Genomic DNA, 25,489 nt, shown 5'->3' with positions numbered 1-25,489 from the left:
GTACGGTTCCCCACCGACAACCGGATTCCGCCCCTCCCCTTATGGGTCCCGACCCCCGTAATTCACCTCCATGTCACCCACCGTTGAACGGTGCACACTCCCGCGTTACCCGTGAGGCGGAATGGTGCATGCCCATGACCGGTAGGCGACTGTCCCCACTCCTCGCGTCCGTCACCGCCGTGGCGGCCGGCGCGTCGCTCCTCACCGGGTGTGGCGTGCTCCCTGGTGCCACGGGGGGCTCCAGGGAGCCCGTCACGGTGATGACCTGGGCCCCCGACCAGACCCGCGCGACCAACATGCCCGGCATGCCCGCCATGGCCCAGGCGTACGCGCGCTGGGTCAACTCCCAGGGCGGCATCGACGGCCACGAACTGCGCGTCCTCACCTGCAACGAACACAACACCCCGGCCGGCGCCGCCGCGTGCGCCCGCCGCGCGGTCCACGAGGACGTGGTCGCGGTCGTGGGCTCGTACAGCCAGAACGGCCGCGCCTTCATGGCCCCCCTCGAAGCGGCCGGCATCCCGTACATCGGCGGCTACGGCCTCACCGAGGACGAGTTCACCAGCCACCTCTCGTATCCGGTCAACGGCGGCCTCGCCTCGCTCATCGCCGGGCACGGCATGCAGCTCGCCGAGGACTGCCGCCGGGTCTCCCTGGTCCGCCCCGACACCCTCGCCGGCGACCGGCTGCCCAAGCTGCTCGACGCCGGGCTGAAGAAGGCGAGCAAGCGCGGCGCCGTCGACATCCCGGCCGTCGAGGACGCCACCGAGTACACCGCCCAGGCCACCACCGCGCGGGAGAAGGCCGGTACGGAGGACGGCTGCGTCGCCGCCGTGCTCGGCGAGCGGACCCAGACCTTCTTCGACTCCTTCCGCCGCCTGCCGCAGCCCGACGACGACACCGGGGAGACCACCGGCGCCGGAGACGGCGACGGAGACGGCAAGGGCGGCGACGGCAAGGGCGGCGACGGGGGCGGGAGCCCCGTGCGGATCTCCTCCGTCCTCGGCAGCGTCGGCCAGCCCGTCATCGACCGCACCGGCGGCTCCCGCAGCCCCTTCGAGGGCGCCTACGTCACCGGCTGGTACCCGGAGGCGGACGACAAGAGCTGGGCGCCGATGCGGAAGGTCATCCAGGAGCACGCCTTCGCCGACAACCGGGTCGACCCGGCCGACACCGGCGTGCAGACCACCTGGATCGCCTACATCGTCCTCAAGGAGGTCATCGAGTCCCTCGACAGGAACACCATCACCGCCTCCCGCGTCGCCGAGGCCCTCGACCGGGGCACCCAGGTGGACACCGGCGGCCTCACCCCGAAACTTCGCTGGATGTACGAGGACCTGCTCGGCGCCCCGGACTTCCCCCGGATCGTCAACCACGAGGTGACGTTCCAGGTGGTGCGGCAGGGCCGGCTCGTCGCGCAGAAGCCCGGCTTCGTCGACGTCGGCCCCACCGTCACCAACCGCGGCTGAGCCGCCCCGGCCCGCCGCCCGCGCCTACAGCTGGGTGGCGGTCCGCTTCGACAGTCCGTACTTCTCGGCGGTCGGGTTCCACAACCCGGCCGCCTCCTTCTTGGCCTTGGTCGCCTCGCCGCTCTTGTCGTTGGCCGACTTGAGCCGGTTGGTGCTCTTGGCCTTGCCGCCCTTGCAGGCGTCCTTGGCCTTCATCTGGTCGGCCCAGCCCGCGTAGTGGTCGTCGGCCGCGGCGGACGCCTGCCACGCGCGCGTGAGCGCCGAAGCCAGCCTCTGGTGGTCGGGCAGCTTGTCCATGCCGATCGTCTGGAGCTTGGTCACCAGGCTCCGGCGCTGCTCGGCCGCGCCGCGCAGGTCGGCGGCGGCCTTGTCGAGGTTCTTGCACTGCTTGATCGCCTCGACCGAGCTGATCACCGCGTCCCGGCTGTCGTTGCTCGTCGCGAGGAGCTTGTCCAGCTCCTTCGCCTGCGGCTCCGCCGGGTCCGCCGTCTTCTCCGGCGCCTCGGAGGCGTCGCCGCTCGGCGCGGGCGCCTGCGAGCTCGGGGCGACGCTCTGCCCGGTCGTGGGCTCCTTCTCGTCACCGCCGCTGAGCAGCGCGCCCACACCCAGACCGACGACCGCGCAGCCCACCACCACGGCAGCGATCAGCGCGACCGGCGACTTCCGCCGCGGCGGCTCCGGCTCGTCGTCGTAGTAGTACGCGTCCTGCTGCGCCCCGGGCGCCTGGTAGCCGCCCCCGCCCTGGAAGCCGTACTGCTGCTGCGGCGGCGCCTGGTGCTGCTGGGGCTGCTGCTGCGGGTGCTGCTGGTACGGCGCCGGGGCCGGAGCGGGCTGCTGGTACGCGGGCGGCGCGGGCTGCGCCGGCGCCGAGTCCCGGAAGAGGCTGTCGAACTCCGCGGGCGGCTGCGACGGCCCCGGCCCACCGGGCACCGGACCGCCCGGCACCGGACCGCCCTGCACGGGCCCACCGGGCGCGGGTCCCCCGGGCACCGGCGCGAGGTACTGGGTGGCGTCCGAGGCCCCCGCCCCGGCGGGCTGCTGCGGCAGCCGCCCCGTCCCGAGGAACTGGGTGTGCCCCCCGCCGTCGGGGCCGGCCTGCGGCGGCACGGGCGCGATGTGCTGCGTCGCCTGCATGTCCCCGCCATGGGCCGCGACCGGCGGCGGATACCCGTACCCGGCCGGCGGGCCCACCGGCGGCACACCGCCCGGCACGGGCGGGATGTGCTGGGTCGCCTGCATGTCCCCGCCGTGGGCGGCCACCGGCGGCGGATAGCCGTACCCGGCCGGCGGACCGGCCGGAGGCATCGCCCCCGGGGCGCCCTGCGGCTGCGGCGGCACCGGGGCTATGTACTGCGTGGCCTGGAGATCACCGGCGGCCGGCGCCTCGGGCGGCAGCGGCTGCGCGGGAGGCAGCGGCTGCCCGCCCGGCTGGGGAGGCCAGGCACCGCCCCACGCCTGCGCGCCCCCCTGCTCCGGACCCTGTCCGTTCTGCGTCACCGGGACTCCTACTGATGGACCTACGGAATCGTCGGGTCACGCTACCGGGTGCGCCCGTCGCTCCGCACACACGTGTGAGCCCGGTAACACCCTTCGTACGGAACGCCTCCGGCCCGCGGACCGTCCGCCCCCTAGGCCGCGTGGACCTCCAGACGGGCCTCGAACTCGCGGACCACCGGCTCGGCCGCGAAGGGTTCCAGGCGGTCCCTCAGGTCCTCCACGTACTCCGCCCCGCGCGACGACCGCAGGGTGCCGAGGAGTTCGAGCGCCCGCGTGCCCGCGCGGCACGCCTCCTCGATCTCCCGCTGCTGCACCCGCGCCGACGCCAGCAGCGCGAGCCCGATCGCCCGCCGCCGGGCCCGCCCCTCCGGATGCCCCGCCAGCGACTCCTCCGCCGCGCGGACCGCCGCCTCCGCGCGCCCCAGGTCCCGGTAGCAGTGCGCCAGTTCGTCCGCGAGGTACGCCTGGTCGAAGTGGGCGATCCACACCGGGTCGTCGCCCGACTCCGGATCGGCCGCCTCCAGCGCGCGTACCGCCCGGCCCGCCGTCGATTCAAAGGCCCGCGCGTCGCCCATCAGCGCGTGCCCGCGCGCCTCCGCCGCCAGGAACATCGCCTCCGCGCGCGGCGGCACCCGGCCCCGGGTGCCCTCCTGCGCGGCGCGCGCCAACTGGGCGATCTCCCGGGGGTTCCCCAGCTCCGCCGCCAGGTGGCTCATCGACGCGGCGAGCACATAGCCGCCGTAGCCCCGGTCCCCGGCCGCCTGCGCGAGCCGCAGCGCCTGGATGTAGTACCGCTGGGCGAGCCCCGGTTCGCCCGTGTCGACGGCCATGTACCCGGCCAGCTCGGTCAGTCGGGCCACCGCGCCGAACAGCTCACGGCCGACCGCCTCCCGGTACGAGCCGGCCAGCATCCCCGAGACCACGCTGTCGAGGTAGTGGACCACCACCGGACGGACGTGCCCGCTGCCGAAGCGCCGGTCCAGATCGACGAGCGCCGCCGTCATCTCCCGTACCGCCGCCACGTCCGAGCGGCCGACCCGCGCCCCGGCCGCGCGCGCCACCTGCGCGTCCGCCCCGGTGATCAGCCAGTCCCTGCTGGGCTCCACGAGCGCCGAGGCGGCCACCGCGGACCCGGTCAGGAAGTCCCGGCGGCCCACGTCGCTCCGGTACAACTCGCAGACCTGCTCGATCGCGCCGAGCACCGTCGGCGCGAACTGGAGGCCGACGCCCGCCGCGAGGTTCCGGCCGTTGGCCATCCCCACCTCGTCGATCGTCACCGTGCGCCCCAGCTTGCGGCCGATGGCCTCGGCGATCACGCCGGGCGCCCGGCCGCGCGGCTGCTGCCCGCGCAGCCAGCGCGCCACCGAGGTCTTGTCGTACCGCAGGTCGAGGCCGCGCTCCGCGCCGACCATGTTGACCCTGCGGGCGAGGCCGGCGTTGGAACACGACGCCTCCTGGATGAGCGCCTGGAGCCGTTCGTTGGGCTGTCGCGGCACGAGTGGCCTGGCTGCCATGGATGGAACCCCCAGACGGGACAGGTACGGACACGGAGTGATCACTGCCCTGCGGATATCCGGTCAATGCCGATGTGAACACGCGAAACCGGACACGTCGGTCGACGGCCCGCGGAACCCCGTCCCGCCCCCGTCCCGTGTCCGCCCCCGCCCTCTTCCGTACCCGTCTCCCGCTCCCCGGTCCCCCGCGCGCCCCCGCGCGTGCACCCATGCGCCCCGCATGCAGGATCGATGCCTCACTCCCGGCGCCGCCGCGCCCGTAACCCCAGGTGACGGGCGCAGTTGTCTTCACCGTGGATGAGACCATCGGAGTCACGACGGAAGCCGCGCAGATCCCCCAGCAGCGAGGCGAGCAGCTGCTCGACAGCGCCGTGCGGTACGCGGAAGAGAGGCACTGGGACGTGTTCCCGGGGACTTGGCTGGAAGCCGTCGACGGCCGGGAGCACTGCTCCTGCGGCACCGCCGACTGCCCCCTGCCCGGCGCCCACGCCGTGAAGCCCGACTGGGCGACCCTCGCGACCGGGAGCGCGGTCGGCGCCCGCCGCATGTGGTCGAAGCAGCCGAAGTCGTCGATCCTCCTCCCCACCGGCCGCACCTTCGACGCGATCGAGGTCCCCGAGGCGGCCGGATTCCTGGCGCTCGCCCGGATGGAGCGCATGGAGCTCACGCTGGGCCCCGTGACCTGCACCCCGGACCGGCGGATGTTCTTCTTCGTGCTGCCCGGCGCCTCCGCCAAGGTGCCCGATCTGATCCGCAAGCTCGGCTGGGCGCCGGCCTCGCTCGACCTCGCCACGCGCGGGGAGGGCCACTACGTGGCGGCGCCGCCCACCCGGATCGGCGGCCGGGGCGCGGTGCAGTGGGCCCGGCGGCCCACCCCGGCCAACCGCTGGCTGCCGGACGCGGAGGAGCTCATCAGCGCGCTCGCGTACGCGTGCGGGCGCGAGGCGGCCGAATCGCGGGCCCGCCGTCAGTGACCTGGGGTTTTCCCCGTCCCGCCCCTTAGGGTGGCCGAAATGGCGCCAACAGCGCCGCACGGGGACCACCGAAGGGTTGACGGACCATGCCTGACCAGGCATCAGACGGAACGTTCGAACCGACGGGCGCCGCACCGGAATCATCCGGGGCGGCGCCCGCGGTGCACGTGGAGGGGGTGTGGAAGCGGTTCGGCCAGCAGGTCGCGGTGCACGGCATCGATCTGGTGCTGCCGGCGGGGAAGTTCATCGGGCTCGTCGGACCGAACGGCGCCGGCAAGACCACCACCCTCTCCATGATCACGGGCCTGCTGCGGCCCGACTCCGGCCGGATCCGGGTGGCCGGCCACGACGTGTGGGACGACCCCGAGTCGGTGGCGGCGGTGAAGGCCCGGATCGGGATCCTGCCGGAAGGGCTGCGCCTCTTCGAACGGCTCTCGGGCCGTGAACTCCTGGCGTTCAGCGGACGGCTGCGGGGGCTGCCCGGCGACGAGGTCGACAAGCGGGCCACCCAGCTGCTCGACGTACTGGACCTGGCCGGATCGCAGCACAAGCTCGTCGTCGACTACTCGACCGGCATGCGGAAGAAGATCGGGCTCGCGGCGGCGCTGCTCCACAACCCCGACGTGCTCTTCCTCGACGAGCCCTTCGAAGGCGTGGACCCGGTGTCCGCGCAGACCATCCGGGGCGTCCTGGAGCGGTACACGGCCTCCGGGGCGACCGTCGTCTTCTCCAGCCATGTGATGGAGCTGGTGGAGTCGCTGTGCGACTGGGTCGCGGTGATGGCCGGCGGCCGGATCCGGGCGCAGGGTCCGCTGACGGAGGTGAAGGGGGACGCGGCCACCCTCCAGGAGGCGTTCCTGGAGCTGGTCGGCGCGAACGGGCGGGCCGCCGCCGGAGATTCGCTCGACTGGCTGGGCGGCAAGGGCGAGACGCGATGACGGCGCCGGTGACGGGTGCCGCCGCGGCCCCGGCGGCCCCCGCCCAGGTCTCACTCACCCCGGTCTTCGTACGCCTCAAGCTGTCGCTGATGCGGAACGGGCTGCGGCAGTCCAGCGGGCGCACGGCCGCATTCGTGGCCTCCCTGGTGGTGGTGCTGCTGATCGCCGCCTTCATGGTGCTCGGATTCCTGCTGCTGCGGGGGCACGCGGCGGCCGGGGCGATCTCGGTGCTCGCGGTCGCGGTCTTCGCGCTGGGCTGGGCGGTGATGCCGCTGTTCCTGCCCAGCGGCGACGAGACGCTGGACCCCTCGCGCCTGGTGATGCTGCCGCTGCGGCCGGAGCCGCTGGTACGGGCCCTGCTCGTGTCCTCCCTGGTCGGCACCGGGCCGCTCTTCACGCTCTGTCTGGCCTTCGGGGCGGCCGTCGCCGTGACCCACGGCGCCGCGGCGACGGTGACCGCGGTCCTCGCGGTGCCGCTGATCCTGCTGGTGTGCGTGGCGCTGTCGCGGGCGATCGCGACGGCGAACGTACGGCTGCTGACCTCCCGCAAGGGCCGTGACATGGCACTGCTGAGCGGTCTGGTGATCGCCCTGGGCATCCAGGCCGTCAACTTCGGCGCCCAGGCGCTGGGCCGCGCGAAGGACCTGTCGGCGCTCGACACGGTCGCGTCGGTCGTGGGCTGGCTGCCCGCGGCCTCCGCCGCGGCGGCGGTGAAGTCGGCGTCCGACGGGGACCTCGTGCTCGCCGCGGCGCGGCTCGCGGTCTCGGCGGCGGCGGTCGTGGCCCTGCTGTGGTGGTGGCGCCGGAGCCTCGTACGGCTCATGGTCGAGCCGGACGGCTCGACCATCGGCGCGGCACCCGACACCGTCAAGGACCCGGCGGCGGGGCGCGGGCTGCTGGCCCGGCTGCTCCCCGGCGGCCGTACCGGCGCGGTGATGGAACGGTGCTTCCGCTACGTCTGGCGCGACCCGAAGACGAAGGCGTCGTGGGTGACGGCGCTGGCGATCGGCGCGCTGGTGCCGGTCTTCAACGCCTTCCAGGAGGCCGGTTCCGTCTACTGGGCCTGCTTCGCCTCCGGCATGCTCGGCATGCAGATGTTCAACCAGTTCGGGCAGGACTCGTCGGCGTTCTGGATGGTGTCGCAGACGATCGCGTCACCGGCGGACGCGTTCGCGGAGCTGCGGGACCGGGCGTACGTGATCCTCGCCGTCACCGTGCCGTACACGGCTGTCGTCGCCGTGGTGACGGGCCTGATCGCCGGAGGCTGGTCGCAGCTCCCGGAGGTCTTCGGCCTGGCGTTCGCGCTGCTGGGCGCGATGCTGGCGCTCGGCGTGGTCGCCTCGGTCCGGTACCCGTACGGCATCCCGCAGGACTCGCACCGCAACGTGGCCCCGGGCCAGGGCGGGATGGCGGTCGCCGCGATCTTCGGCGGCATGTTCGCGGGCCCGGTCCTCTGCGCCCCGCTGATCGCCCTGCTGATCTGGCTGCGGGTCAGCGACCAGCACGCCCTGCTGTGGCTGCTGCTGCCGCTGGGCGTGACGTACGGCGCGCTGCTGCTCTGGGGGGCCCTGAGGCTCATGTCGGGCCGCATGTACCGGCGCCTGCCGGAGATCCTGACGGCGGTCAGCAAGGGCTGACGGGACGGTGACGGAAAGGGGCCGTCCGGCGCGGTTACGCGCCGGACGGCCCTTTCGTGTCGGCGCTCTCCGCCCGGGGTCAGCGGAAGGTGTGGGTGACGGTGATCGGGCCGACGATGTGGGCGTTGAAGTCGTCCAGCTCCTCGGCGGGGACCCACAGCTCCAGGATGGTGCGGCCGCCGGCCTGCCGGACGGGGTAGCGGGCGAGGAAGGCGGTGTCGACCTCGAAGCGGGTGACGTGGCCGACGCCGCTGTGCTTCACGTTCCAGTCGCGGGCGATGCGGATCGCGTAGTCCTCGTTCAGCACCGGATAGAAGATCGGCTGCTCGGGCAGGCGGGGCGGCCAGGCGCGCCAGTCCAGCGCGCGGACCAGGGCGAGCTCCTCCGGGCCGGTGGGGCGCCAGAGGGTCGTCGTCGGTCGCTGCGGCTCGCGCTGAGGCTGGGGGGTGGTCATGGCCGCGAACGTATCGGGGGCGGGAACGCGGCGGCCATGGGTTTTCCACAGGGGGTTGTCCACAGGGGTGTCGGGGGGCGCGGGGTGGGAGTCATGATGCGGGGGAGGGTTCGGGCGGCGATGGGGGTGGTTCGCGTGGGGTTCTTCGGGCGGCGGAAGCGGAAGGGCGTGGAGGGGCAGCCGGCGGCACGGGGTCCTCGGGGGGACGCCGTCGGCGCGGGCCCGGGGATGACGGACGCGGAACGGGAGCGGCTGACGCGGCTCACGCAGGAGGCGTACGAACAGGGGGTCGCGCATCAGGTGCTGCCGAGCCGGGCGGAGGCGGCGCTGGAGGCGTTCGACCGCTCGGCGCGGCATCTGGACGAGCTGGTCCGGGCGGCGCCCGACGACCCGCAGCTGTGGCACATGCGGGGCGCGCTGCTCTACTCGCGGGCCTCGACACGGCTGGCGCTGGGGCAGTCCGAGGAGGCGGTGGCGGACCTCGGGGCGTGTGTGGACGCGTACGGGCGGAGCGGCCTGCCGAACGCCCCGCTGCTCGCGGCGGACGCGCTCATACGCCGGGCGCGGGCGTACGGGGAGGCCGGGCGCCCGCTGGCGGCGCTCACGGACGTGGACCGGGCGATCGGCGCCTACGTGGCGGCGGGCGCGTACGAGTCGCCGCATCCGCTGCTTCCGGACTTCGCGCGGGTCCTGGCGCTGGCGTCCGTGGTGCACCTGAAGGTCGGGGACGCGGACCAGGCACTGGCCTGTGCCCGGCAGTCGCTGGCCCGCTACAAGGACCTGACGGGGCAGCGGGGCGGCCTCGGCCGTGAGGAGGCCGGGTACATGGCGGACGCGGCCGGCGACACCGCCTCCCGCCTGGAGGCGGCCCGGGGCAACTGGGAGACGGCCCTCGGGGTCGACCTGGTGGTGCGGGAGGCCGCCGAGGCGGGCGTCGGCGGGCTCGGGCGGGCGCTGGCCCGGGAAGGGGTGCACCTGCGGCTCGCCGGCCGGGTACGACAGGCCGCACCCCTGCTGGCCCGGGCCGACGAGCTGGAACCCGGGGCGGTGGACCGGGAGGAGGAAGTCGCCGCGCTGCCGCTGCCCCCGTCACTGGCCGAGGCACTCCTGGCGGGCGAGGACCTGCTGCGCGAGCGCCGGGACGCGCCGGTCTCGCCCGGTGAACTGGCGCGACTCCGAGAGGAGTTGACCGGACACGAGTCGTACTCGTCCTCGGTGCGGGTCCGGATGGGCTCGACGTTCGCCCCGAAGGCGGCCGTCCTGGCGCGGGCGGCGGATCTGCTGCTGCGGGAGGGCCGGGTCGCGGAGGCGTGGCGGATCGCCCTGGAGACCCACCTCATATGCGACTCGATCGTCCACCGCGCGGGCGACGCGGCGCCGGCCCTGCTGCCGCACCTGGCCGGGCCATGGGGCGACGCCCTGGAGGTGGCCTCCCGGGCGGCCGTCACCGCGGACCGGGACACCTTCGCCGCGGACGTGTCGACCGCCGCGGCGAACCTGCGCACCGCGCTGGCGCAGGCCCCGGCTGTGGACTGAGGGGGCAGGGGAAACGAGGGGGGGAGGGGGAGGGGGAAGGGGGGGGTCGGGGGGGGCGGGGGCGGCGGGGCGGAGGGGGGCGGGGCGGGGGGCTAGGAGGCCAGGGTGGTGGCTTGCTTCTGCCGGGCGTCGTAGTCGGCGCGGGCGCGGGCGATCTCGTGCTCGTGGTTCTCGGTCCAGTCGACGAGGGCCTGGATGGTGGTGTGGAGGGACGCGCCCAGCGGGGTGAGGGCGTACTCGACGCGGGGCGGGACCACGGGGTGGACCGTGCGGCTGACCAGGCCGTCCCGTTCGAGCTGGCGGAGGGTCACGGTCAGCATGCGCTGGCTGACGCCCTCGATGCGGCGGCGGAGTTCGGAGAAGCGGAGCGGCTGGCGGTCGAGGTGGGCGATGGCCAGCAGTGACCACTTGTCCGCGACGCGGTCGAGGATGTGGCGCACCTCGCACCCCTCGCGGGTGTCCCACTGGAGAACCCCGTAGTCCTGCTCGGTTCCCGCGCAGTAACCAGGTGACGTGAAAGTGCGTTCTTCCATGCCTCCCCAGGCTGCCGGATGATTTCGGTGACGACAAGCGGGAACCGGCCTCCCTTTCCGTGACCCTCCGTCAACCGCTCTGTCCCCACGTGGACTTCAAGGGACCTCCACGCGCGCGGACCAAGAATGCGGAGCGTTCCGCACCACCATTCCTTCGCCGACAGGGGCTTTTCCATGTCCGCATCACCGACCTTTCCCGGCAGAAGTACCGACCGCATGAGCGGGCGCGCGTGGGGCGTGCTCCTCGTGCTGTGCGGCGCGATCTTCCTCGAAGGCATCGACGTCGCCATGCTGAACGTGGCGCTGCCCTCGATCCGCGAGGACCTGGGCCTGTCCACCGGCACGCTCCAGTGGGTGATGAGCGCCTACGTCCTCGGCTACGGCGGCTTCATGCTGCTGGGCGGCCGGGCCGCCGACCTCTTCGGGCGCCGGCGGATGTTCGTGTTCTGGCTCGTGGTCTTCCTGCTCTTCTCCGGCCTCGGCGGCTTCGCCACCGAGGGGTGGATGCTGATCGTCGCCCGGTTCGTGACCGGTGTCGCCGCCGCGTTCATGACCCCGGCGGGCCTGTCGATCATCACGACCGGCTTCGAGGAGGGCCCGCAGCGCAACAAGGCCCTGCTCTTCTACTCCGGCACGGCGGCCGGCGGCTTCTCCGTCGGCCTGGTCGTGGGCGGTCTGCTGGCCGCCGTCGACTGGCGGTGGGTGTTCTTCGCGCCCGTCGTCCTGTCCCTGGTCATCCTGATCGCCGCGGTCGCGCTCATCCCGAGGTCACCGCGACCGGACCGGACCGGTCAGAGCGTCGACCTGGCCGGCGCGCTCAGCGTCACCGCCGCCATCCTGCTGCTCGTCTTCGGTGTCGAGCGCGCCTCGCACGTCCCCGCCGTGTGGACCGTCGGCACGATCGCCGCGAGCCTCGCCCTCTTCCTCGTCTTCGCCGCCGTCGAGCGCAGGTCCGCCTCTCCCCTGGTCCGCCTGGGCATCTTCCGCTCCGACAGCCTGGTCCGCGCCAACCTGGCGGGGCTGCTCTTCGCCGCGGGCTTCTTCGGCTTCCAGTTCATCGCGGTGCTCTACCTCCAGGAGCTGCGCGGCTGGTCGACCCTCCAGACGAGCTTCGCCCTGATCGTCATCGGCGTGGACGCGATCCTCTCGCCGACCCTCACCCCCCGCCTCGTGGCGCGGTTCGGCAACGCCCGGGTCATCTTCGGCGGACTGCTCCTGGCCTCCCTCGCATACGCGCTCTTCCTGCCGGTGGGCGCGGACTGGACGTACCTGGCGATGTTCCCGAGCCTGATCATCCTGGGTCTGGCCTTCTCCCTCGCGTACGGTCCGCTGACGATCGTCGCGACGGAGGGCATCGCGGAGGAGGAGCAGGGCGTGGCCGGCGGACTGCTGTACACGTCCTTCCAGTTCGGCGCCGCGCTCGGCCTGTCCGCCGTGACCGCCGTCAACATCGCGGCCACCGACCCCGCCTCGCCGACGGGGCTCCTCGACGGCTACCGGGCCGCCCTCGTCGTCCCGCTGGCCGCCGCCCTGGTCGCCGCCGCCGTCAGCGCCTTCGGACTGCGGAGCCGGCGGGGCGGGACGCCGGTCGCCTCGGGCGCCCCGGAGACCTCCGTCCCGGCGGAGACGGCGGCGCGATGACGGCGCCCGGAGAGCGGGGAGTACCGCGGACACCGGAAGTCCCGCGGGCACTGGAAGGCCCGCGGACACCGGAAGCCCCGCAGGCACTGGAAGGAGAGACGGCATGGCCGCCACCCCGGTGAAGAGCTTCGCGGAGATCGAGCGGCAGTTCTTCGGCTACGTCCGGTCCATCGTCTACGCCACCATGGTCACCGTGGACAGCAGGTCACGCCCCCGGGCCCGGGTCCTGCTGCCCGTGTGGGAACTGGTCGACGGCAGGCCCGTCGGCTGGCTGGCCGTCCACCGGACGCCGGTCAAGGCCGCGCACCTCGCCCGCAACCCGCACACCACCTACGCCTACTGGAGCCCCCGCCAGAACGCCGTCTTCGTCGACAGCGTCACCACCTGGGCCGAGGACCCCGAGGTGAAGCGGTACGCGTGGGAGCTGTACCGCGAGGGCAGCCCGGAGGGCGTCGGATACGACCCGATCCGCTACTGGCCGGGCGGCCCGGAGGATCCGGGGTACCACGTGCTGCGGATCGATCCGTGGCGGGTTCAGGTGGTGCGCGGGACGGACCTGCGCAGCCACATCTGGACCGGGGAACCGGCCCGGACCGCGGGATAGGGTACGGACGAGGTCGAGGGAGGCAGGACCGTGGCGCAGCAGGAACGGGCGATCCGTACCCGGAGGATCATCCTGGAGACGGCGGCCGCGATCTTCGACGAACGCGGCTACAAGGCGACCACCATCGCCGAGGTCCTGGAGCGGGCCGACGTGACGAAGGGCGCGCTGTACTTCCACTTCCCCTCGAAGGGCGACCTCGCCCGGGGCGTCCTGGAGGGCGCGGTGACCACCGACGGCGTCCGCCCGCAGGAGGTGAAGCTCCAGGAGATCGTCGACATCCTGCTGCTGATGGCGGCCCGGCTGCCCCGCGAGCCGATGCTCAGCGCCGCGCTGCGGATGGCGATCGACCTGCCCTCCCGGCGTGAGTTCGGTACGGCCTGGCCGGACTGGATCGAGCTGCTCACGGCGACGCTCCAGGAGGCCAGGGCCCGCGGGGAGCTCCTGCCGCACGTCGTGGAGGCCGACACCGCCCGCATGCTCGTGTCCACCTGGACCGGCGTGCAGGTGGTGACGGAGGGCCTGCCCGCCCGCCGCGACCTGTCGGAGGAGATCGTCTGTCTGCTGCGGCACCTGCTGCCCGCCGTGGCGCGGCCCGAGGTCCTGGCCGGCCTGGAGGTCTCGCCGGCCCGGGCCGCGCGTCTCTACGAGGAGATGACGGCCCGGCGCGAGCCTCGTGCGGACGGCGAGTCCGGCGAGGGCGGCAAGTCCGGCGAGTCCCGCGAGGGCGGCGAGTCCCAAGACTCCCGGTAGGGCGGCGCGGCCCGTGAGGGTGGCTCCGGCGGGGTCGGCCGGCCCAGGAGCAGCCGGTGGAGCCGCTGGACGTCGGGTGACGGTGCGAGGCCCAGTTCGTCGCGGAGGACGCGGTGGAGCGCCCGGTACGCCTCCAGGGCCTCGGCCCGGCGACCGGCCAGGCGCAGGGCGTCGATCAGCTGGGCGTGGAACCACTCGTTGAGCGGGTGGTCGTGGACCAGGGTCCGCAGGACGGGGACGAGTTCGCGGAGCCGGCCGAGCCGCCGCATCGCGTCGACCCGCAGTTCGAACGCCCTGATCCGCAGCTCTTCCAGGTGCACGGTCCTCCCGGCCAGGACGGGCCCCGTGGGGACGCCGGAGAGCACGGGCCCGCGCCAGAGGGCGAGCGCCCGGTCGAGCGTCGCGACCGCCTCCTCCGCGCGCCCCGCGTGGAGTTCCTCCCGCCCCCGGGCGACGAGCCGCCCGAAGACGGCGGCGTCGACGGACGTCTCGTCGGCGCGCAGGGTGTAGCCGCCGAATCCGGTGGTGAGCGCGGAGGGACCGCCGTCGTCCTCCTGTCCCCGCGTCAGGGCCCTCCGCGCGTGGTGCACATAGGTCTGCACGGTGTTGAGGGCGGAGCGGGGCGGGTCGTGGTGCCACAGCTCCCGGATGAGGGTGCCGGGGGTGACGAGGTCCCCGGCGGGCGTGAGGAGCACGGCGAGGACCTGGGCGACCTTGGGCGACGGCGGCGGGAGGACCCGGCCGTCGTCGGTGACGATCCGGAACGGGCCGATGAGGTGGAACCTCATGACGCACTCTCCTTCCGACGGTTCCAACGGTTCCGACGATTCCGCCAGTTCCGACGATTCCGACGATTCCGACGGCCGCCGGGACCGCTCAGAAAATAAAACCACATGTGTGGTTTGTTTTGGAGGGCTGAGGCGTGCGGCTTCCGTCCGCCCGGCGTCAGCGTGCCGGGCCGGACCCGGATGCGGGGTCGTCGATCCGGGCGCGGAGCCAGGCCGGGTCGGGGTTGGTGTGGTGACGGCCGGCCAGGAGGACGGTGGGGACGGTCTCGTTGCCGTCGTTCGCCGCGCGGACGGCGGCCGCTCCCTCGGGGTCGCGCCAGATGTTCACCCAGTGGGCGCGGTGGGCCCGGCCGGCGAGGCGGAGGCGGAGGCGCAGGCAGAACACGCAGCCGGGACGCCAGTAGACGACCGGCCGGCCGTCGGCCTCGCTGCGGCGCAAAGCCTCCGCGGAGGTGACCGACCTCGGGAAGACGAGCGGGGAGGCGACGGCGGCGAGGAGCAGGAACGCCACCAGGAGGACCAGCCCGGCCACCGGGCTGCCGTCCGCCGCGCGGCTTCCCGCGGCGAGCAGCCCGGCGAGGGCCAGGAGGATCGGCGTCAGCCAGGCGCGTGTCACCGGGCCAGGCTAGCCGTCCCGGCGCGGGGGTGGCGGGCGCGGACGGCGTCGATGCAGGTGTCCCTGGACGTCGGGCCGCCGAAGCGGAGGCGGTCGTAGTCGGTGAAGTCGGGTTCCAGCGCGTCGAGTTCGTCGACGAGTGCGTGGAGCCGGGCGGTCCAGTCCGCCGAGCCGGCGTCCGCCGCGTGCTCCGCCGAGCCGATCGCGTCCGTCAGGCGCTCCTTGCGCCGGATCGTCTCGGGCGTGACCTCGCGCAGGCAGACGTACTGCCCGCTGAGGTACGCGTCCCACTCCCGCCGGCCGGCGAGCGCGTCCTCCCAGTGCGCGGTGAACCACGCTTCGAGGTGCTCGGTCCCGCCGGCGCGCTCGGCGAGCGCGAACAGGTCGCCCGGCACCATCTCCGCGCCGTCGGAACGCAGGTACCCGGGGAGCGGCAGCCTCCGCGCCAGCATCAGCCGCCGGACCTCGTCGGCCTCGCGGCCCCGGGCGGCGCACAGTTCGTCCAGCGGGACGAACTGCGCGCTGACGTAGGCGTCGTCGGCGGCGGACATCGGATGGTCGCCGTTCACCTCACGAAACCGTTCGGCGACGCGCCGCCGCAAGGTGCTCTCGGGGGTGGTGTCCGGCGCGTTCTCCCTCGTGTTCTGCTGCATCGCGGCCTCCCGGCGTCCGGCGCGCGAGCCTCTCCCGCGCGGGGTTCCCCACGCTAGGCGCCGGACGGTTCGGCCGACGCCGAACCGTCGACGGCGACGTACCCCAGGGCGGCTCGCCGGGTCAGAACGCGCCGTTGAGGTCGTTCCAGTCCGCGTAGGGGGCCGCCGCTCCCGGCTGGAAGCCGGGGGTGGGCTTGCCCAGGTACGTGGTCTGCACGCCGTCGCGGGTGATCGCGACGAGGTCGTGGTGGCCGTCCGCGCTGCGGTCGCCGACCGCGAGGAAGGAGGCCATGCCGCCCCATCCGCCGCCGATGAGGACGCGGGAGCCGAGGGCGGACGCCTTGCCCGGGTACAGCCACAGCTTGCCCGTGGACGCCTCGCGGGCGAGGAGGTCGGCCTTGCCGTCCTTGGTCATGTCGCCGAAGCCGACCAGGGCGTTCATGCTGTTCCAGCCGCCGGTGCCGAGCGCCTTGCGGGCACCGAGCGCGCCGGAGGCCGTACCGGGGTACAGCCACAGCTTGCCCGTGGACTTCTCGACGGCGAGGAGGTCGGAGCGGTGGTCGCCGGTCAGGTCGCCGAAGGCGGTGAGCTGGGTCATGGCGTTCCAGCCGCCCGTGCCGATCAGCTTGCGGGCGCCGAGGGAGCCGGTGCCCGTGCCCGGGTACAGGTACAGCTTGCCGGTGGACGCCTCGCGGGCGATCACGTCCTCCTTGCCGTCGCCGGTGAGGTCGCCGTGCCGGGTGAGGGCGTTCATGGCGTTCCAGCCGCCGGCGCCGGCGAGCCTGCCGGTGCCGTCGCCGGGGAGGAACCACAGGCGGCCGGCCTTGTCGCGGACGAGGACGTCGGCGGTGTCGTCGGCGTTCAGGTCGCCGAAGCCGGCGCCGGTCGTCGCCTTCTCCGCGTACCACTCCGGGTAGGCGGCGAGGCCGGTGCACTCGCGCTCGGTGGCGACGAGCCGGAGCGAGCTGATGGTGGTGCTGCCCGCGCCGCCCCACTCGGTGCCGGAGGGGTTCGGGTCGATCTGCCAGACGTCGCCGTCGTACCCGTGGTTCGGGTCGTCGTGGAGGCAGGCGAACCTGGTGGTGCGGTTGGAGACCGTGCGGAACGCGTTGTCCCAGCTGCCGAGCGTGGCCGCGTCGACCTTGGTCCTGAACATCTCGCCGGTGGCGCTGTCCGTCTTCCAGGCGCAGAAGTAGCCCGCCGGGCAGTCGGCGGGCGCCGCCTGGGCGGGGGCCGTGGCGCCCGCGAGGGCGCCGAGGGTGGTGAGGGCGGTGAGGCCGAGGGCGGTGGCCGTGGCGGCCAGGCGTCGGCGCGGGGATATGGGCATGCGTTTCCTCCGGTGTGCGGCGCGGAGCCGGGGTCCTCCGCTCGACGCGCCGTGGCACGGAAATGTACCCCGCGGGGTGGCGGGGTACGTTCCGGGGTCCTGCGCGAAGCGGCGGTGCGTCAGAAGACGGTGCTCATGTCAGACCAGTCGTGGTCGAGCGTCCAACCGGAGTGGAAGCTGCCGTTCCCTCTGCCCTGGTACACCAGCACACAGCCCGCGGCGTTGCACTCGTCGCTCCTGAAGCGGCTGTTGGAGATCGCCACGAAGTCGTTGTAGCCGTCGTAACCGTGGTCGCCGACCGCGACGAGCGACGTCATCGCGTTCCAGCCGCCGCCGAGGAGGGTACGGGCGCCGAGGCCGCCGGCCTTGCCCCGGTAGAGCCAGAGCTGCCCGGTGGACGGCTGCCGGGCGACGAGGTCGGCGCGGCCGTCGCCGGTGACGTCGCCGGTGGCGGTGAGGGCGTCCATGGAGGTCCAGCCGCCGGTGCCGATGAGCTTGCGGGCGCCGAGCTTGCCGGAGGACGTACCCGTGCCCGGGTAGAGCCACAGCTTGCCGGTGGACTTCTCGACGGCGAGGAGGTCGGAGCGGTTGTCGCCGGTCAGGTCGCCGAAGGCGGTGATGCGGGTCAGCGAGTTCCAGCCGCCCGTGCCGATGAGCTTGCGGGCGCCGAGGGAGCCGGTACCCGTGCCCGGGTAGAGCCACAGCCTGCCGGTGGACGCCTCGCGGGCGATCACGTCCTCCTTGCCGTCGCCGGTGAGGTCGCCGTGCCGGGTGAGGGCGTTCATGGCGTGCCAGCCGCCGCCGATCAGCTTGCCGTCGCCGTCACCGGGGAGCCACCAGAGGCGGCCGACCTTGTCGCGGGCGAGGAGGTCGGCCTCGTCGTCGCCGTCGAGATTGGCGAAGGAGGACCGAGGGCCGCCCACCGGCTCCGCGTGCCAGGTCGGGTACGCGGGCCCGTAGCACTCCCGCTCCGTGGGGACGAACTTGATCGAGCTCAGCGAGCCGATGCCCGGGCCGCCCCATTCGCCGGTCGGCTCGTAGGGCGCCCGCGTGCTCATGCTCCAGTACGAGGTCCGATAGGCGGGCTCGTCGTACAGGCACGCCCACTGGGTGCTGCGGTTGACGACCGACTGGATCTGGCCGTCCCAGGAGCCGAGCGAGGACAGGCTCTTGTTCGTCTTGAACATCGGGCCGGTGGCGTGCGGCGACTTCCAGCCGCAGAAGTAGCCCTTCGGGCAGTCCTCGGGCGCGGCCTGCGCGGGGGCGGCGGCGGGGCCGAGGGCCGTGAAGGCGGTGAGTGCGGTGAGCACGGCGAGGCCGAGCGCCGCGGACCTGGTGGTACGGGCCTTGGCGCCGGCGCCGGCGTCGCTCTTGGCCTGGACGTCGGGTCGCGCCGCCGCGCGGCGGCGCAGCCTGGACTGCAGTGACATGGTGCGGTTCCCCTCCGAGTGCGGCGCGGAGCCTAGCCCTTGGGGGCTTCCTTCTCGACGCGCCGTGGAAGGGAAGATACAACGGGGGCGAGGTGGGGCGGAGGTGGCCCCCGGGCTGGGTGGGGTTGAAGGGATCCCGGGCTGGGTGGGTTGAGCGGGTCCCGGGGTGGGCGGGGTTGAAGGGTCCCGGGCTGGGGGGGGTGAGGGGGTCCGGGGCTGGGGGGTTGAGCGGATCCCGGGGTGGGCGGGGTTGAGCGGATCCCGGGCGCGCGTGGGGGCGGAAGGGGTGCCCGGCCGCCCGCGTGGGGCGGAGGGGGTGCCGGCCGTCCGTGCGGGGCGGAGGGGGTGCCGGCCGTCCGTGCGGGGCGAAGGGAGCCCGCCGCCCGCGCGGGGCGAAGGGAGCCCGCCGCCCGCGCGGGGCGAAGGGAGCCCGCCGCCCGCGTGGGCCGGAGGGGCCGCCCGCGTGGGGCGGAGGGGGCCCGGCCGCCCGCGTGGAGCGGAGGGGGCCCGGCCGCCCGCGTGGGGCGGAGGGGGCCCGGCCGCCCGCGTGAGACGGGCCGGGGCCCGGTCCTCTTGGCGACGGGCCGGGATTTACGCCTCTCCCTCGCCGTGACGGATCTGCCGGAAGATCAGAGCCGCGCCGAAGGCCGCTTCCGCCGGGACGAACAGCTCTCCCCTGGCCGTCTCGCGCACGGGCAGCCCGTTCTCCGCCAGGAGCCCGCGCACCCGGGCGAGGTCGGGGACGGTGACGGTGGAGGCGACGAGCGCCGGGAGCGCGGGAGGGACCTCACCCGGCAGCAGGTCCGCGAGACCGGCCTCGGTCAGGAGGGTGACCGGCCCCTCGGGGAGGACCGGGTGGCCCAGGTAGCGCTCGTACCGCTCGCGTACGAGGGGGAGTTGTCCGTCCGGTACGCACAGCACCGCCTCGACGAGGTCCTGGGCGCCGTTTGGGGTGGTCGAGCGGCCGGGCGGGCCGGAACTCCGGGTCCAGGTCGGCGACGACGCCGACGCGGCCTTCCGGTGCGCCGTCGATCTCCAGGTAGCGGACGGGTTCCGTGCGCACGCCGTCGGGGGTCTCGACCGGTCGGCCGACGGTGTTCACGCCGCCGTGTCCGACGCCGGCGGCGGTGAGCCGGTCCGCGGCGGCGTCGACGTCCGGCGACGAGAACATCAGGATGTGAAGTCCTTCGAAGCGGTCGCGCCATCCGGCGAGCCGGGCGCTGGTCTCCTCGATCCGGGACATGACCAGGGGCAGCGTCTCCGGGGGTGCCTGGAGGGGGACGATCCGCGCGTCGGGCGGCAGCCCCTCCGTCGCCCCGGGCTTCAGCGGGGTCACCAGCTCGACGAAGCCGCGCGCGAGATCGGCGTGGGTGTTCGCCGCCCCGAACGGCTCCGGGGCGACGCCCTCCCGGGGCGCCAGGGCGGGCACGGCGGGCGGCCCGACGTGGAAACCGAGCCGCCGGTAGAGCGCCATCGCCCGCGCCATGTCGCTGACGACGTGGCCGACGTGATGTAAGCGTGTGAGGTCGTGAGACATGAGGCCACGGTAGGCCGGGGGCAGGGGCCCGGGGCCGGAGACGGGCCAGGGGCAGGGGCCAGGGCCAGAGCCGGGCCGGGGCAGGGGCCAGGGCCAGGGCTGGGCCGGGGCCGGGGGCCAGGGCCGAAGCCCGAGGCCGGGGGCCGGGGCCAGGGCCGGGCCCGAAGCCCAAGGCCGGGGGCCGGGGGCCGGGGGCCGGAGGCAGGGTCAGGGGCCGGGGGCCGGGGTCAGGGGCCGGAGGCAGGGTCAGGGGCCAGGGCCAGGGAGCCAGGGCCAGGGCCGGGCCGGGGCCAGGGCCGGGCCGAGGCCGGGGCCGGGGCCCGAGGCCGGGGCCGGGGCCCGAGGCCGGGGCCGGGGCCCGAGGCCGGGGCCGGGGCCCGAGGCCGGGGCCGGGGCCCGAGGCCGGGGCCCGAGGCCGGGGCCCGAGGCCGGGGCCCGAGGCCGGGGCCCGAGGCCGGGGCCGGGGCCAGGGCCCGAGACCGGGGCCGGGGCCCGAGACCGGGGCCCGAGGCCAGGGCCGGGGCCCGAGGCCAGGGCCGAGGCCCGAGGCCAGGGCCGAGGCCAGGGGCACGGTCAGGGGTCAGGGGCCCGGGGTCAGGGCCCGGGGTCAGGGGCCGGGGGCAGAGGCCCGAGGTCAGAGGCCCGGGACCCGGGTCAGAGGCCCGGGATCAGAGGCCCGCGGCCCGGGGTCAGGGGGCAGAGCGCGGAGTCAGGGGCCCGGGGTCAAGGTGGCGGTGAGGAAGGGGGTTACCGCTGCTGCCCAGGCTTGGGGGTGGGTGTAGTGGAGGAGGTGGCCGGCGTCGGGGATCTCGGCGTACGCGCCGTGCGGGAGGACGCGGACCATCTCCTGCGCTTCGGCGCGGCCCAGTTCACCGTCGAGGCCGCGGACGACGAGGGTCGGGCAGCGGACCTGGGCCAGGGAGTCCCAGTGGGCGTCGTGGACCCAGGTCTCGCGGGAGGTGAGCATCTGGTCCGGGTCGAAGACGGGGTGCCAGCCGTCCGCCCGCTCGGCCATCACCTCGGCGAAGAACGCGCCCCGCGCCGGGTTCGGCGCCTCCACCCACGGGTCGTCCGCGCCGAACCAGCGGTGCACGGCGTCCAGCGTCGGGAAGGGCGCCGGCCAGCCTCGGAACCAGTCCTGCCAGGCCCGCTGCGAGGCCGCGCCGAGCGCGGAGGCCCGCATGTCGCAGATGACCAGGGCCCGCACCAGGTCGGGGCGCTCGGCGGCGAGCTGCCAGGCCGTCAGCGCGCCCATGGAGTGGCCGACGAGGGTGACGGGGGCGAGTTCGAGCCGCTCGATGACGGCCGCCGCGTCCGCCACGTACGCCTCGCGCGTGAACGGGCCGCCGGGCGGCTTCTCGCTCGCCCCGTGGCCGCGCTGGTCGAGCGCGATCGTCCGGTGCCCGCCGGCGAGGAGCCCGGCCGCCGGGGCCCAGTGGGCCGCGTGGCCCATCAGGCCGTGGAGCAGTAAGACGGGGGCGCCGGAGGGGCGGGGCGGGGCGGCGCGGTCCTCCGGACCGGCGGAAGGCTGACGAGCGATGCTCACGGTGGCGGGGACCGTGCCCAGGGGCGGGGCCGTCGCGGCGGGGGCGCTTCGCTGCCCCGCGCTCGCCGCCGTGGCGTGCCGCGGGGCCGGGCGCGTGGTGGTGCGGTCCTCGGGGCCGGAGGCCGTACCGCCCTCGGCCGTGAATTCCCAGGCCGCCAGCCGGACGCCGTCGGCCCCGGTGACGTCGAGTCGTCGCGCCATGATCTGGCACCCCCTCTCTTCCCGTCGAACCCCGCCAGACTATCGAACCCACATTCGAAAATGCGCCTCTGCCGCGCAACACCCCTCGTTCGAGTGACAGGGCTCAAGGATTGGCGCGCGCGGCCGAGGGGAGATCTTCAACGGGAGGCGGACCGCTCGGGGAAAACGGTCCGAGGGGACCGACCTTGAGAGCTCGGGGCTCCAGGTCGGGACAGGGGAGGGCAGGCCCCGGCGCCGCGAGGCGCCGGGGCCCTCTGCCGTCCCTGACGCCCCGTCGGGCGCGGCTCCCGGGACGCGCGGCAGTCGGCGTACGGCCCCTGTCGCTCCCATGGCCCCACCCCTCCGCACATCACACAGCGCACGCACTTCGCTCCAGCCTGGCACGCCGAGGGCACGCGCGGGGCCATTCCGGCGTAAAACGGGGCGCACGCCCGATCCGTCGCCTCGCCGTGGCCCCTTCGTGACCGCCGGCCCCGTAACCGGCGCGGTGTCCCGCCGGTCGCGGCAGTCAAGGAGCAGGCAGAGAGCGGCCGTGCGGGACGGGGGTGCCGGCGGCCCGCCGGGGCGTCACCGTCGTCGGCACGCGCGTGTCGGCGGGGCCGCCGCACTCCCGCGTGTCCGGCCCCGCCGACGTACCGCTCCGCCGTCCCGGCGTTCCGCCGTCCCGGCGCTTCGCCTCCGTACCGCTCCGCCGTCCCGGCGCCCGCCGTCTCAGCGCTTCGCGACGAAGACGTGTGCCGCGACCTCCGCGTCCAGCTCCGCCGCCTCGCCGCTGGAACCGACGAGCACGCCGCCCGCCGACTCCGACACCGACACGACCGAGCCGGGCTGCACGCCCGCGCGCCGCAGCGTGTACATGAGCTGGGCGTCCGTCTGGATCGGCTCGCCGATGCGGCGGACGACGACCGTCTTGCCCTCGCTCGCGTCCAGGTCCGCGAGCGACACCATCGAGTCGTCGAGGAACGCCTCGGCCTCGGCCTTCTCGCCCAGCTCCTCAAGGCCCGGGATCGGGTTGCCGTACGGCGACTCCGTCGGGTGGCGCAGAAGCTCCAGGACGCGGCGCTCCACGGCCTCGCTCATCACGTGCTCCCAGCGGCACGCCTCCGCGTGGACCTGCTCCCACTCCAGGCCGATCACGTCGACGAGCAGGCACTCGGCGAGCCGGTGCTTGCGCATCACGCGGGTCGCGAGTCGGCGGCCCTCCTCGGTCAGCTCCAGGTGGCGGTCGCTCGCCACGGCGACCAGGCCGTCCCGCTCCATGCGGGCGACCGTCTGGCTCACCGTCGGTCCGCTCTGGTCGAGCCGCTCGGCGATCCGGGCACGCATCGGGACCACACCTTCCTCTTCCAGCTCCAGGATGGTGCGGAGATACATCTCCGTGGTGTCGATCAGTCCGGACATTCGTGCCCCTCGATGAGTCGTGCGCTGGCCCTGCACCAATTCTTGCGCATCCGGCCCGGAAGCGGGCGGCCCCCGCCCCCGAGCGGGAGAACTGGGGACACCGGGGCGGTAGAGGCAGTATTGACAGAGCAATGGTCCAGACCGCACCGTGATCGGCGACCTCGACGAGAAGGAGCCTCCTCACATGGGCGAGAGCAAGCTGGCCGGACAGTTCTTCGACGCCGCGATCGGTCTGCTTCAGGAGGTGCGTGACGGGGACTCCGCCGAGATCGCCGCCGCGGGCGCCGCCGTCGCCGAGGCCGTCGCGAACGGCAACCGGCTCTTCACCTTCGGCGCCGGGCACTCCTCGCTGCCCGCCCAGGACGTCGTCTACCGCGCGGGCGGCTTCGCCCTGATGAACCTGCTCGCCGTCCCCGGCGTGGTCGGCGTCGACGTGATGCCGGCGACGCTCGGCTCCGCCCTGGAGCGGGTCGACGGGCTGGCCGGTGCCGTCCTCGACTCCTCCCCCGCCGGCGCCGGCGACGTGCTCTTCATCATCTCGCTCTCCGGCCGCAACGCCCTGCCCGTCGAGATGGCCATGAACGCCCGCGCGCTCGGCCTCACCGTCGTCGGCGTCACCTCGGTGGCGTACGCGACGGAGACCAAGTCCCGGCACGTCTCGGGGACGTACCTCAAGGACCACTGCGACATCGTCCTCGACTCGCGGATCGCCGTCGGCGACGCGGAGCTGACCCACGAGGGCATCGAGGCGCCGTTCGCCCCCGCCTCCACGGTCGTCACCAGCGCCCTGATGCAGGCCACCATGGCCGCCGCCGCCGAGGAGCTGGTCCGGCGCGGCATCGAGCCGCCGCTGCTGCGCTCCGGGAACGTGGACGGCGGGCACGAGTGGAACGGCCGCGTGATGACCGAGTACGCGGACCGGATCTTCTACCGCCACTGACCCTGCCCGGGCGCCGGTCTGCGCCACTGACCCTGCCCGGGCGTCGGCCTGCGCCACCGACCCGGCTCAAGGGTCGGCCGGCGGGCCATCAGTGTGGGGGCGGTGCGTCCAGGGCCGCCGCCACGCGGGCCGCGACCGTCTCCGCGTACAGCGCGTCCTGGCGGTCGAAGCCGCCCCGGGCCGCCGTCCGCAGGAAGGTGAGGACGCCGACGGTACGGCCCCGGGACCGCAGCGCCGTGCACAGCGCGTGCGCGGTGTCCGCCGGCCAGTGCCGCTCCGCCGCCCACACCGCCGCGTCCCCGCCCACGTGCCCGCCCCCGTCCCCGCCCCCGCCCGCGCGCCGACACGCGTCCACCCGCACCGAACCCGCCCGGTCCCACGCCTGGAGCGCCGGATGCTCCGGGCCGTACCGCTGCGGGAATCCGCCGCCGAGGCCGTCCGCGTCCGGGGCGCCCGCCGGGGACGCGACCGCGCGGGTCAGCCGGCGGGCGCCCGCCACCCGGTCCACCAGGCCGTGGTCGGCGAACCCGGCCAGCGCGAAGTCCAGCAGCACCGCCACCGCCTCCGCCGGATCCGCGTACTCGGCCGCCGCCACGCCCGCCCGGTGCAGCTGGTTCCAGCGGAACCGCGTGCGGTCCGCCTCCCGCGCCGCCAGCCGCTCCTCCGTGACGTCCTGGAACAGCCACGCCACCCCCAGCGGCACCGGCTCCTCCGTCAGCGGCGAGGCCAGCCGCACGAACCCGCTGCGCCAGCACCGGCGCCGCTCCCCGGCCCCCGGGGACGCCGCCAGCGTCACCCACAGGTCCGCCGGAGCCGGCGGGCCGCCCTCCGCAAGGACGTGCTGGAGCGCGCCCTCCAGCTCCTCCACCCCCTGGGCCACCACATCGCCCAGCGGGCGGCCGAGGAGCGTCGTACGGCCCGTGCCGATCGCCCGCGCGGCGTGCCCGTTGACGACCGCCGGGCGCAGGTCGGCGTCGATCAGGACGACGCCCCAGGGAGCGTCGTCGAAGAGCGCCTCGCTCAGCGCGATCGACCGCTCCAGGTCGATCTGCGCGTGCACCTCGCTGAAGGCGCAGTACACCCCGGCGGGCCGCCCGTCGGCGCCCCGCACCCCCGCCGACTGGCTGCGCACCAGGACCCGGCCGCCGTCTTTGCGGAGCAGCACCAGCTCGTGCACCTGGCGGCCGGGCGTCCGCATCGCGCCCATCAGCCGGGCCAGCGTCTCCTCCGCGTCGGCACTGCGCGCCGCCCAGCCGTCGAACCCGCGCCGCCCGACGGCCTCCGCCGCCGGCCAGCCGAGGATCCGCTCGGCTTCACGGTTCCAGTGCGTCACCGTCCCGCCCGCGTCCAGCGCGCAGAGCGCCGCGTCCATCCCGTCGAGCAGCGCGGCCAGCAGGTCGCCCCCCGCCCCCGGCACGGAAGCGGTGTCCCGCGCGGACCCCGTGAATGCACTCACCCGGCACTCCCCCCGGTAACCCCCCTGATGCAGGCCATTCAACTGGA

At 74.7% G+C, this 25,489-nt stretch carries 22 protein-coding genes and 1 pseudogene; 9 read left to right on the top strand and 14 right to left on the bottom strand.

Annotated features, from left to right (window positions below):
* Nucleotides 1-134: 134 nt before the first annotated feature.
* Nucleotides 135-1,469 (top strand): ABC transporter substrate-binding protein, encoded by a 1,335-nt coding sequence (locus ACIGHB_RS04305; RefSeq protein WP_399909435.1) that lies wholly within the window; start codon nt 135-137, stop codon nt 1,467-1,469.
* A gap of 24 nt (nt 1,470-1,493) precedes the next feature.
* On the opposite strand, the gene ACIGHB_RS04300 is transcribed toward ACIGHB_RS04305, so the two are convergent.
* Nucleotides 1,494-2,966: a hypothetical protein gene (locus ACIGHB_RS04300; RefSeq protein ID WP_399909433.1), complete on the bottom strand. Its 1,473-nt coding sequence runs from the start codon at nt 2,964-2,966 to the stop codon at nt 1,494-1,496.
* A 131-nt stretch (nt 2,967-3,097) separates the two neighbouring features.
* A complete protein-coding gene (locus ACIGHB_RS04295; RefSeq protein WP_360310315.1) occupies nt 3,098-4,480 on the bottom strand; it encodes a transcriptional regulator in 1,383 nt (460 codons plus the stop codon).
* A 293-nt stretch (nt 4,481-4,773) separates the two neighbouring features.
* Between ACIGHB_RS04295 and ACIGHB_RS04290 the strand changes: the two genes are divergently transcribed.
* The 3 genes from ACIGHB_RS04290 to ACIGHB_RS04280 all read left to right on the top strand — a co-directional run bounded on the left by ACIGHB_RS04290 (nt 4,774) and on the right by ACIGHB_RS04280 (nt 8,029).
* Nucleotides 4,774-5,454 (top strand): bifunctional DNA primase/polymerase, encoded by a 681-nt coding sequence (locus ACIGHB_RS04290; RefSeq protein ID WP_360310313.1) that lies wholly within the window; start codon nt 4,774-4,776, stop codon nt 5,452-5,454.
* An 86-nt stretch (nt 5,455-5,540) separates the two neighbouring features.
* Nucleotides 5,541-6,392 carry an ABC transporter ATP-binding protein gene (locus tag ACIGHB_RS04285; protein ID WP_399909430.1) on the top strand — a complete coding sequence of 284 codons (852 nt, stop codon included), beginning with the start codon at nt 5,541-5,543 and terminating at the stop codon, nt 6,390-6,392.
* On the top strand, nt 6,389-8,029 hold the full coding sequence (locus ACIGHB_RS04280) for a transporter (protein WP_360310309.1): 1,641 nt from the start codon (nt 6,389-6,391) through the stop codon (nt 8,027-8,029). Before ACIGHB_RS04285 ends, ACIGHB_RS04280 begins: the two co-directional genes overlap by 4 nt.
* Nucleotides 8,030-8,108: 79 nt before the next feature.
* On the opposite strand, the gene ACIGHB_RS04275 is transcribed toward ACIGHB_RS04280, so the two are convergent.
* A complete protein-coding gene (locus ACIGHB_RS04275) occupies nt 8,109-8,483 on the bottom strand; it encodes an ADP-ribosylation/crystallin J1 (protein ID WP_399909428.1) in 375 nt (124 codons plus the stop codon).
* Between the two features lie 228 nt (nt 8,484-8,711).
* Here ACIGHB_RS04275 and ACIGHB_RS04270 point away from each other — a divergent pair, with 228 nt between their 5' ends.
* A complete protein-coding gene (locus tag ACIGHB_RS04270; RefSeq protein ID WP_399909426.1) occupies nt 8,712-10,019 on the top strand; it encodes a hypothetical protein in 1,308 nt (435 codons plus the stop codon).
* A 92-nt stretch (nt 10,020-10,111) separates the two neighbouring features.
* Here ACIGHB_RS04270 and ACIGHB_RS04265 read toward each other — a convergent pair whose 3' ends face one another.
* Entirely contained in the window at nt 10,112-10,552 is a 441-nt protein-coding gene (locus ACIGHB_RS04265; RefSeq protein ID WP_360310303.1) for a helix-turn-helix domain-containing protein, read from the bottom strand.
* Nucleotides 10,553-10,768: 216 nt separating this feature from the next.
* On the opposite strand from ACIGHB_RS04265, the gene ACIGHB_RS04260 reads away from it, so the two are divergent.
* The 3 genes from ACIGHB_RS04260 (at nt 10,769) to ACIGHB_RS04250 (ending at nt 13,547) form a co-directional block, all read left to right on the top strand.
* A complete protein-coding gene (locus tag ACIGHB_RS04260; protein ID WP_399909423.1) occupies nt 10,769-12,193 on the top strand; it encodes an MFS transporter in 1,425 nt (474 codons plus the stop codon).
* A gap of 103 nt (nt 12,194-12,296) precedes the next feature.
* On the top strand, nt 12,297-12,797 hold the full coding sequence (locus ACIGHB_RS04255; RefSeq protein ID WP_399909421.1) for a pyridoxamine 5'-phosphate oxidase family protein: 501 nt from the start codon (nt 12,297-12,299) through the stop codon (nt 12,795-12,797).
* Nucleotides 12,798-12,827: 30 nt separating this feature from the next.
* Nucleotides 12,828-13,547: a ScbR family autoregulator-binding transcription factor gene (locus tag ACIGHB_RS04250; protein ID WP_399909419.1), complete on the top strand. Its 720-nt coding sequence runs from the start codon at nt 12,828-12,830 to the stop codon at nt 13,545-13,547.
* Here the strand turns inward: ACIGHB_RS04250 and ACIGHB_RS04245 are convergent.
* The 9 genes and pseudogenes from ACIGHB_RS04245 to ACIGHB_RS04205 form a co-directional block, all read right to left on the bottom strand.
* Nucleotides 13,439-14,335 carry a BTAD domain-containing putative transcriptional regulator gene (locus tag ACIGHB_RS04245; protein ID WP_399909417.1) on the bottom strand — a complete coding sequence of 299 codons (897 nt, stop codon included), beginning with the start codon at nt 14,333-14,335 and terminating at the stop codon, nt 13,439-13,441. The genes ACIGHB_RS04250 and ACIGHB_RS04245 overlap by 109 nt on opposite strands.
* Nucleotides 14,336-14,492: 157 nt before the next feature.
* Nucleotides 14,493-14,951 carry a glutaredoxin domain-containing protein gene (locus ACIGHB_RS04240; RefSeq protein ID WP_360310293.1) on the bottom strand — a complete coding sequence of 153 codons (459 nt, stop codon included), beginning with the start codon at nt 14,949-14,951 and terminating at the stop codon, nt 14,493-14,495.
* A complete protein-coding gene (locus ACIGHB_RS04235; RefSeq protein ID WP_399909415.1) occupies nt 14,948-15,604 on the bottom strand; it encodes a DUF6058 family natural product biosynthesis protein in 657 nt (218 codons plus the stop codon). Before ACIGHB_RS04235 ends, ACIGHB_RS04240 begins: the two co-directional genes overlap by 4 nt.
* A 121-nt stretch (nt 15,605-15,725) precedes the next feature.
* Nucleotides 15,726-16,931, bottom strand: a complete 1,206-nt coding sequence (locus ACIGHB_RS04230; RefSeq protein WP_399909413.1) for an FG-GAP-like repeat-containing protein — start codon at nt 16,929-16,931, stop codon at nt 15,726-15,728.
* Nucleotides 16,932-17,050: 119 nt separating this feature from the next.
* Nucleotides 17,051-18,361, bottom strand: a complete 1,311-nt coding sequence (locus tag ACIGHB_RS04225; RefSeq protein WP_399909412.1) for an FG-GAP-like repeat-containing protein — start codon at nt 18,359-18,361, stop codon at nt 17,051-17,053.
* A 591-nt stretch (nt 18,362-18,952) separates the two neighbouring features.
* Entirely contained in the window at nt 18,953-19,282 is a 330-nt protein-coding gene (locus ACIGHB_RS04220) for a hypothetical protein (protein WP_399910484.1), read from the bottom strand.
* A 199-nt stretch (nt 19,283-19,481) separates the two neighbouring features.
* A pseudogene (locus tag ACIGHB_RS04215) lies at nt 19,482-19,835 on the bottom strand (VOC family protein); the annotation flags it as partial.
* 772 nt (nt 19,836-20,607) lie between these two features.
* Nucleotides 20,608-21,645, bottom strand: coding sequence for an alpha/beta fold hydrolase (locus tag ACIGHB_RS04210; RefSeq protein ID WP_399909410.1), 1,038 nt, complete (start codon nt 21,643-21,645; stop codon nt 20,608-20,610).
* A gap of 711 nt (nt 21,646-22,356) precedes the next feature.
* Complete coding sequence (locus ACIGHB_RS04205) at nt 22,357-23,046, bottom strand: metal-dependent transcriptional regulator (RefSeq protein WP_360314969.1); 690 nt, start codon at nt 23,044-23,046, stop codon at nt 22,357-22,359.
* Nucleotides 23,047-23,230: 184 nt separating this feature from the next.
* Between ACIGHB_RS04205 and ACIGHB_RS04200 the strand changes: the two genes are divergently transcribed.
* The gene (locus tag ACIGHB_RS04200) at nt 23,231-23,986 is read left to right on the top strand and encodes an SIS domain-containing protein (protein WP_360314967.1); all 756 of its coding nucleotides are present in this window, start codon (nt 23,231-23,233) and stop codon (nt 23,984-23,986) included.
* 88 nt (nt 23,987-24,074) lie between these two features.
* Here the strand turns inward: ACIGHB_RS04200 and ACIGHB_RS04195 are convergent, their stop codons facing one another.
* On the bottom strand, nt 24,075-25,442 hold the full coding sequence (locus ACIGHB_RS04195; RefSeq protein ID WP_399909408.1) for a PAS domain-containing protein: 1,368 nt from the start codon (nt 25,440-25,442) through the stop codon (nt 24,075-24,077).
* Between the last annotated feature and the right edge of the window lie 47 nt (nt 25,443-25,489).

Source organism: Streptomyces sp. NPDC085460, assembly GCF_044541975.1.
GTDB lineage: Bacteria > Actinomycetota > Actinomycetes > Streptomycetales > Streptomycetaceae > Streptomyces.
The sequence above is the reverse complement of the archived record's forward strand: the minus strand, read 5'-3'. Positions and strand labels throughout refer to the sequence as shown.

What these genes read in the sequence shown, in the direction of transcription:
- ACIGHB_RS04305 (WP_399909435.1), top strand. Translation starts at nt 135, where the DNA reads ATGACCGGTAGGCGACTGTCCCCACTCCTCGCGTCCGTCACCGCCGTG.
- ACIGHB_RS04295 (WP_360310315.1), bottom strand. Translation starts at nt 4,480, where the DNA reads ATGGCAGCCAGGCCACTCGTGCCGCGACAGCCCAACGAACGGCTCCAG.
- ACIGHB_RS04285 (WP_399909430.1), top strand. Translation starts at nt 5,541, where the DNA reads ATGCCTGACCAGGCATCAGACGGAACGTTCGAACCGACGGGCGCCGCA.
- ACIGHB_RS04280 (WP_360310309.1), top strand. Translation starts at nt 6,389, where the DNA reads ATGACGGCGCCGGTGACGGGTGCCGCCGCGGCCCCGGCGGCCCCCGCC.
- ACIGHB_RS04275 (WP_399909428.1), bottom strand. Translation starts at nt 8,483, where the DNA reads ATGACCACCCCCCAGCCTCAGCGCGAGCCGCAGCGACCGACGACGACC.
- ACIGHB_RS04270 (WP_399909426.1), top strand. Translation starts at nt 8,712, where the DNA reads ATGACGGACGCGGAACGGGAGCGGCTGACGCGGCTCACGCAGGAGGCG.
- ACIGHB_RS04265 (WP_360310303.1), bottom strand. Translation starts at nt 10,552, where the DNA reads ATGGAAGAACGCACTTTCACGTCACCTGGTTACTGCGCGGGAACCGAG.
- ACIGHB_RS04260 (WP_399909423.1), top strand. Translation starts at nt 10,769, where the DNA reads ATGAGCGGGCGCGCGTGGGGCGTGCTCCTCGTGCTGTGCGGCGCGATC.
- ACIGHB_RS04255 (WP_399909421.1), top strand. Translation starts at nt 12,297, where the DNA reads ATGGCCGCCACCCCGGTGAAGAGCTTCGCGGAGATCGAGCGGCAGTTC.
- ACIGHB_RS04245 (WP_399909417.1), bottom strand. Translation starts at nt 14,335, where the DNA reads ATGAGGTTCCACCTCATCGGCCCGTTCCGGATCGTCACCGACGACGGC.
- ACIGHB_RS04235 (WP_399909415.1), bottom strand. Translation starts at nt 15,604, where the DNA reads ATGCAGCAGAACACGAGGGAGAACGCGCCGGACACCACCCCCGAGAGC.
- ACIGHB_RS04230 (WP_399909413.1), bottom strand. Translation starts at nt 16,931, where the DNA reads ATGCCCATATCCCCGCGCCGACGCCTGGCCGCCACGGCCACCGCCCTC.
- ACIGHB_RS04225 (WP_399909412.1), bottom strand. Translation starts at nt 18,361, where the DNA reads ATGTCACTGCAGTCCAGGCTGCGCCGCCGCGCGGCGGCGCGACCCGAC.
- ACIGHB_RS04210 (WP_399909410.1), bottom strand. Translation starts at nt 21,645, where the DNA reads ATGGCGCGACGACTCGACGTCACCGGGGCCGACGGCGTCCGGCTGGCG.
- ACIGHB_RS04205 (WP_360314969.1), bottom strand. Translation starts at nt 23,046, where the DNA reads ATGTCCGGACTGATCGACACCACGGAGATGTATCTCCGCACCATCCTG.
- ACIGHB_RS04200 (WP_360314967.1), top strand. Translation starts at nt 23,231, where the DNA reads ATGGGCGAGAGCAAGCTGGCCGGACAGTTCTTCGACGCCGCGATCGGT.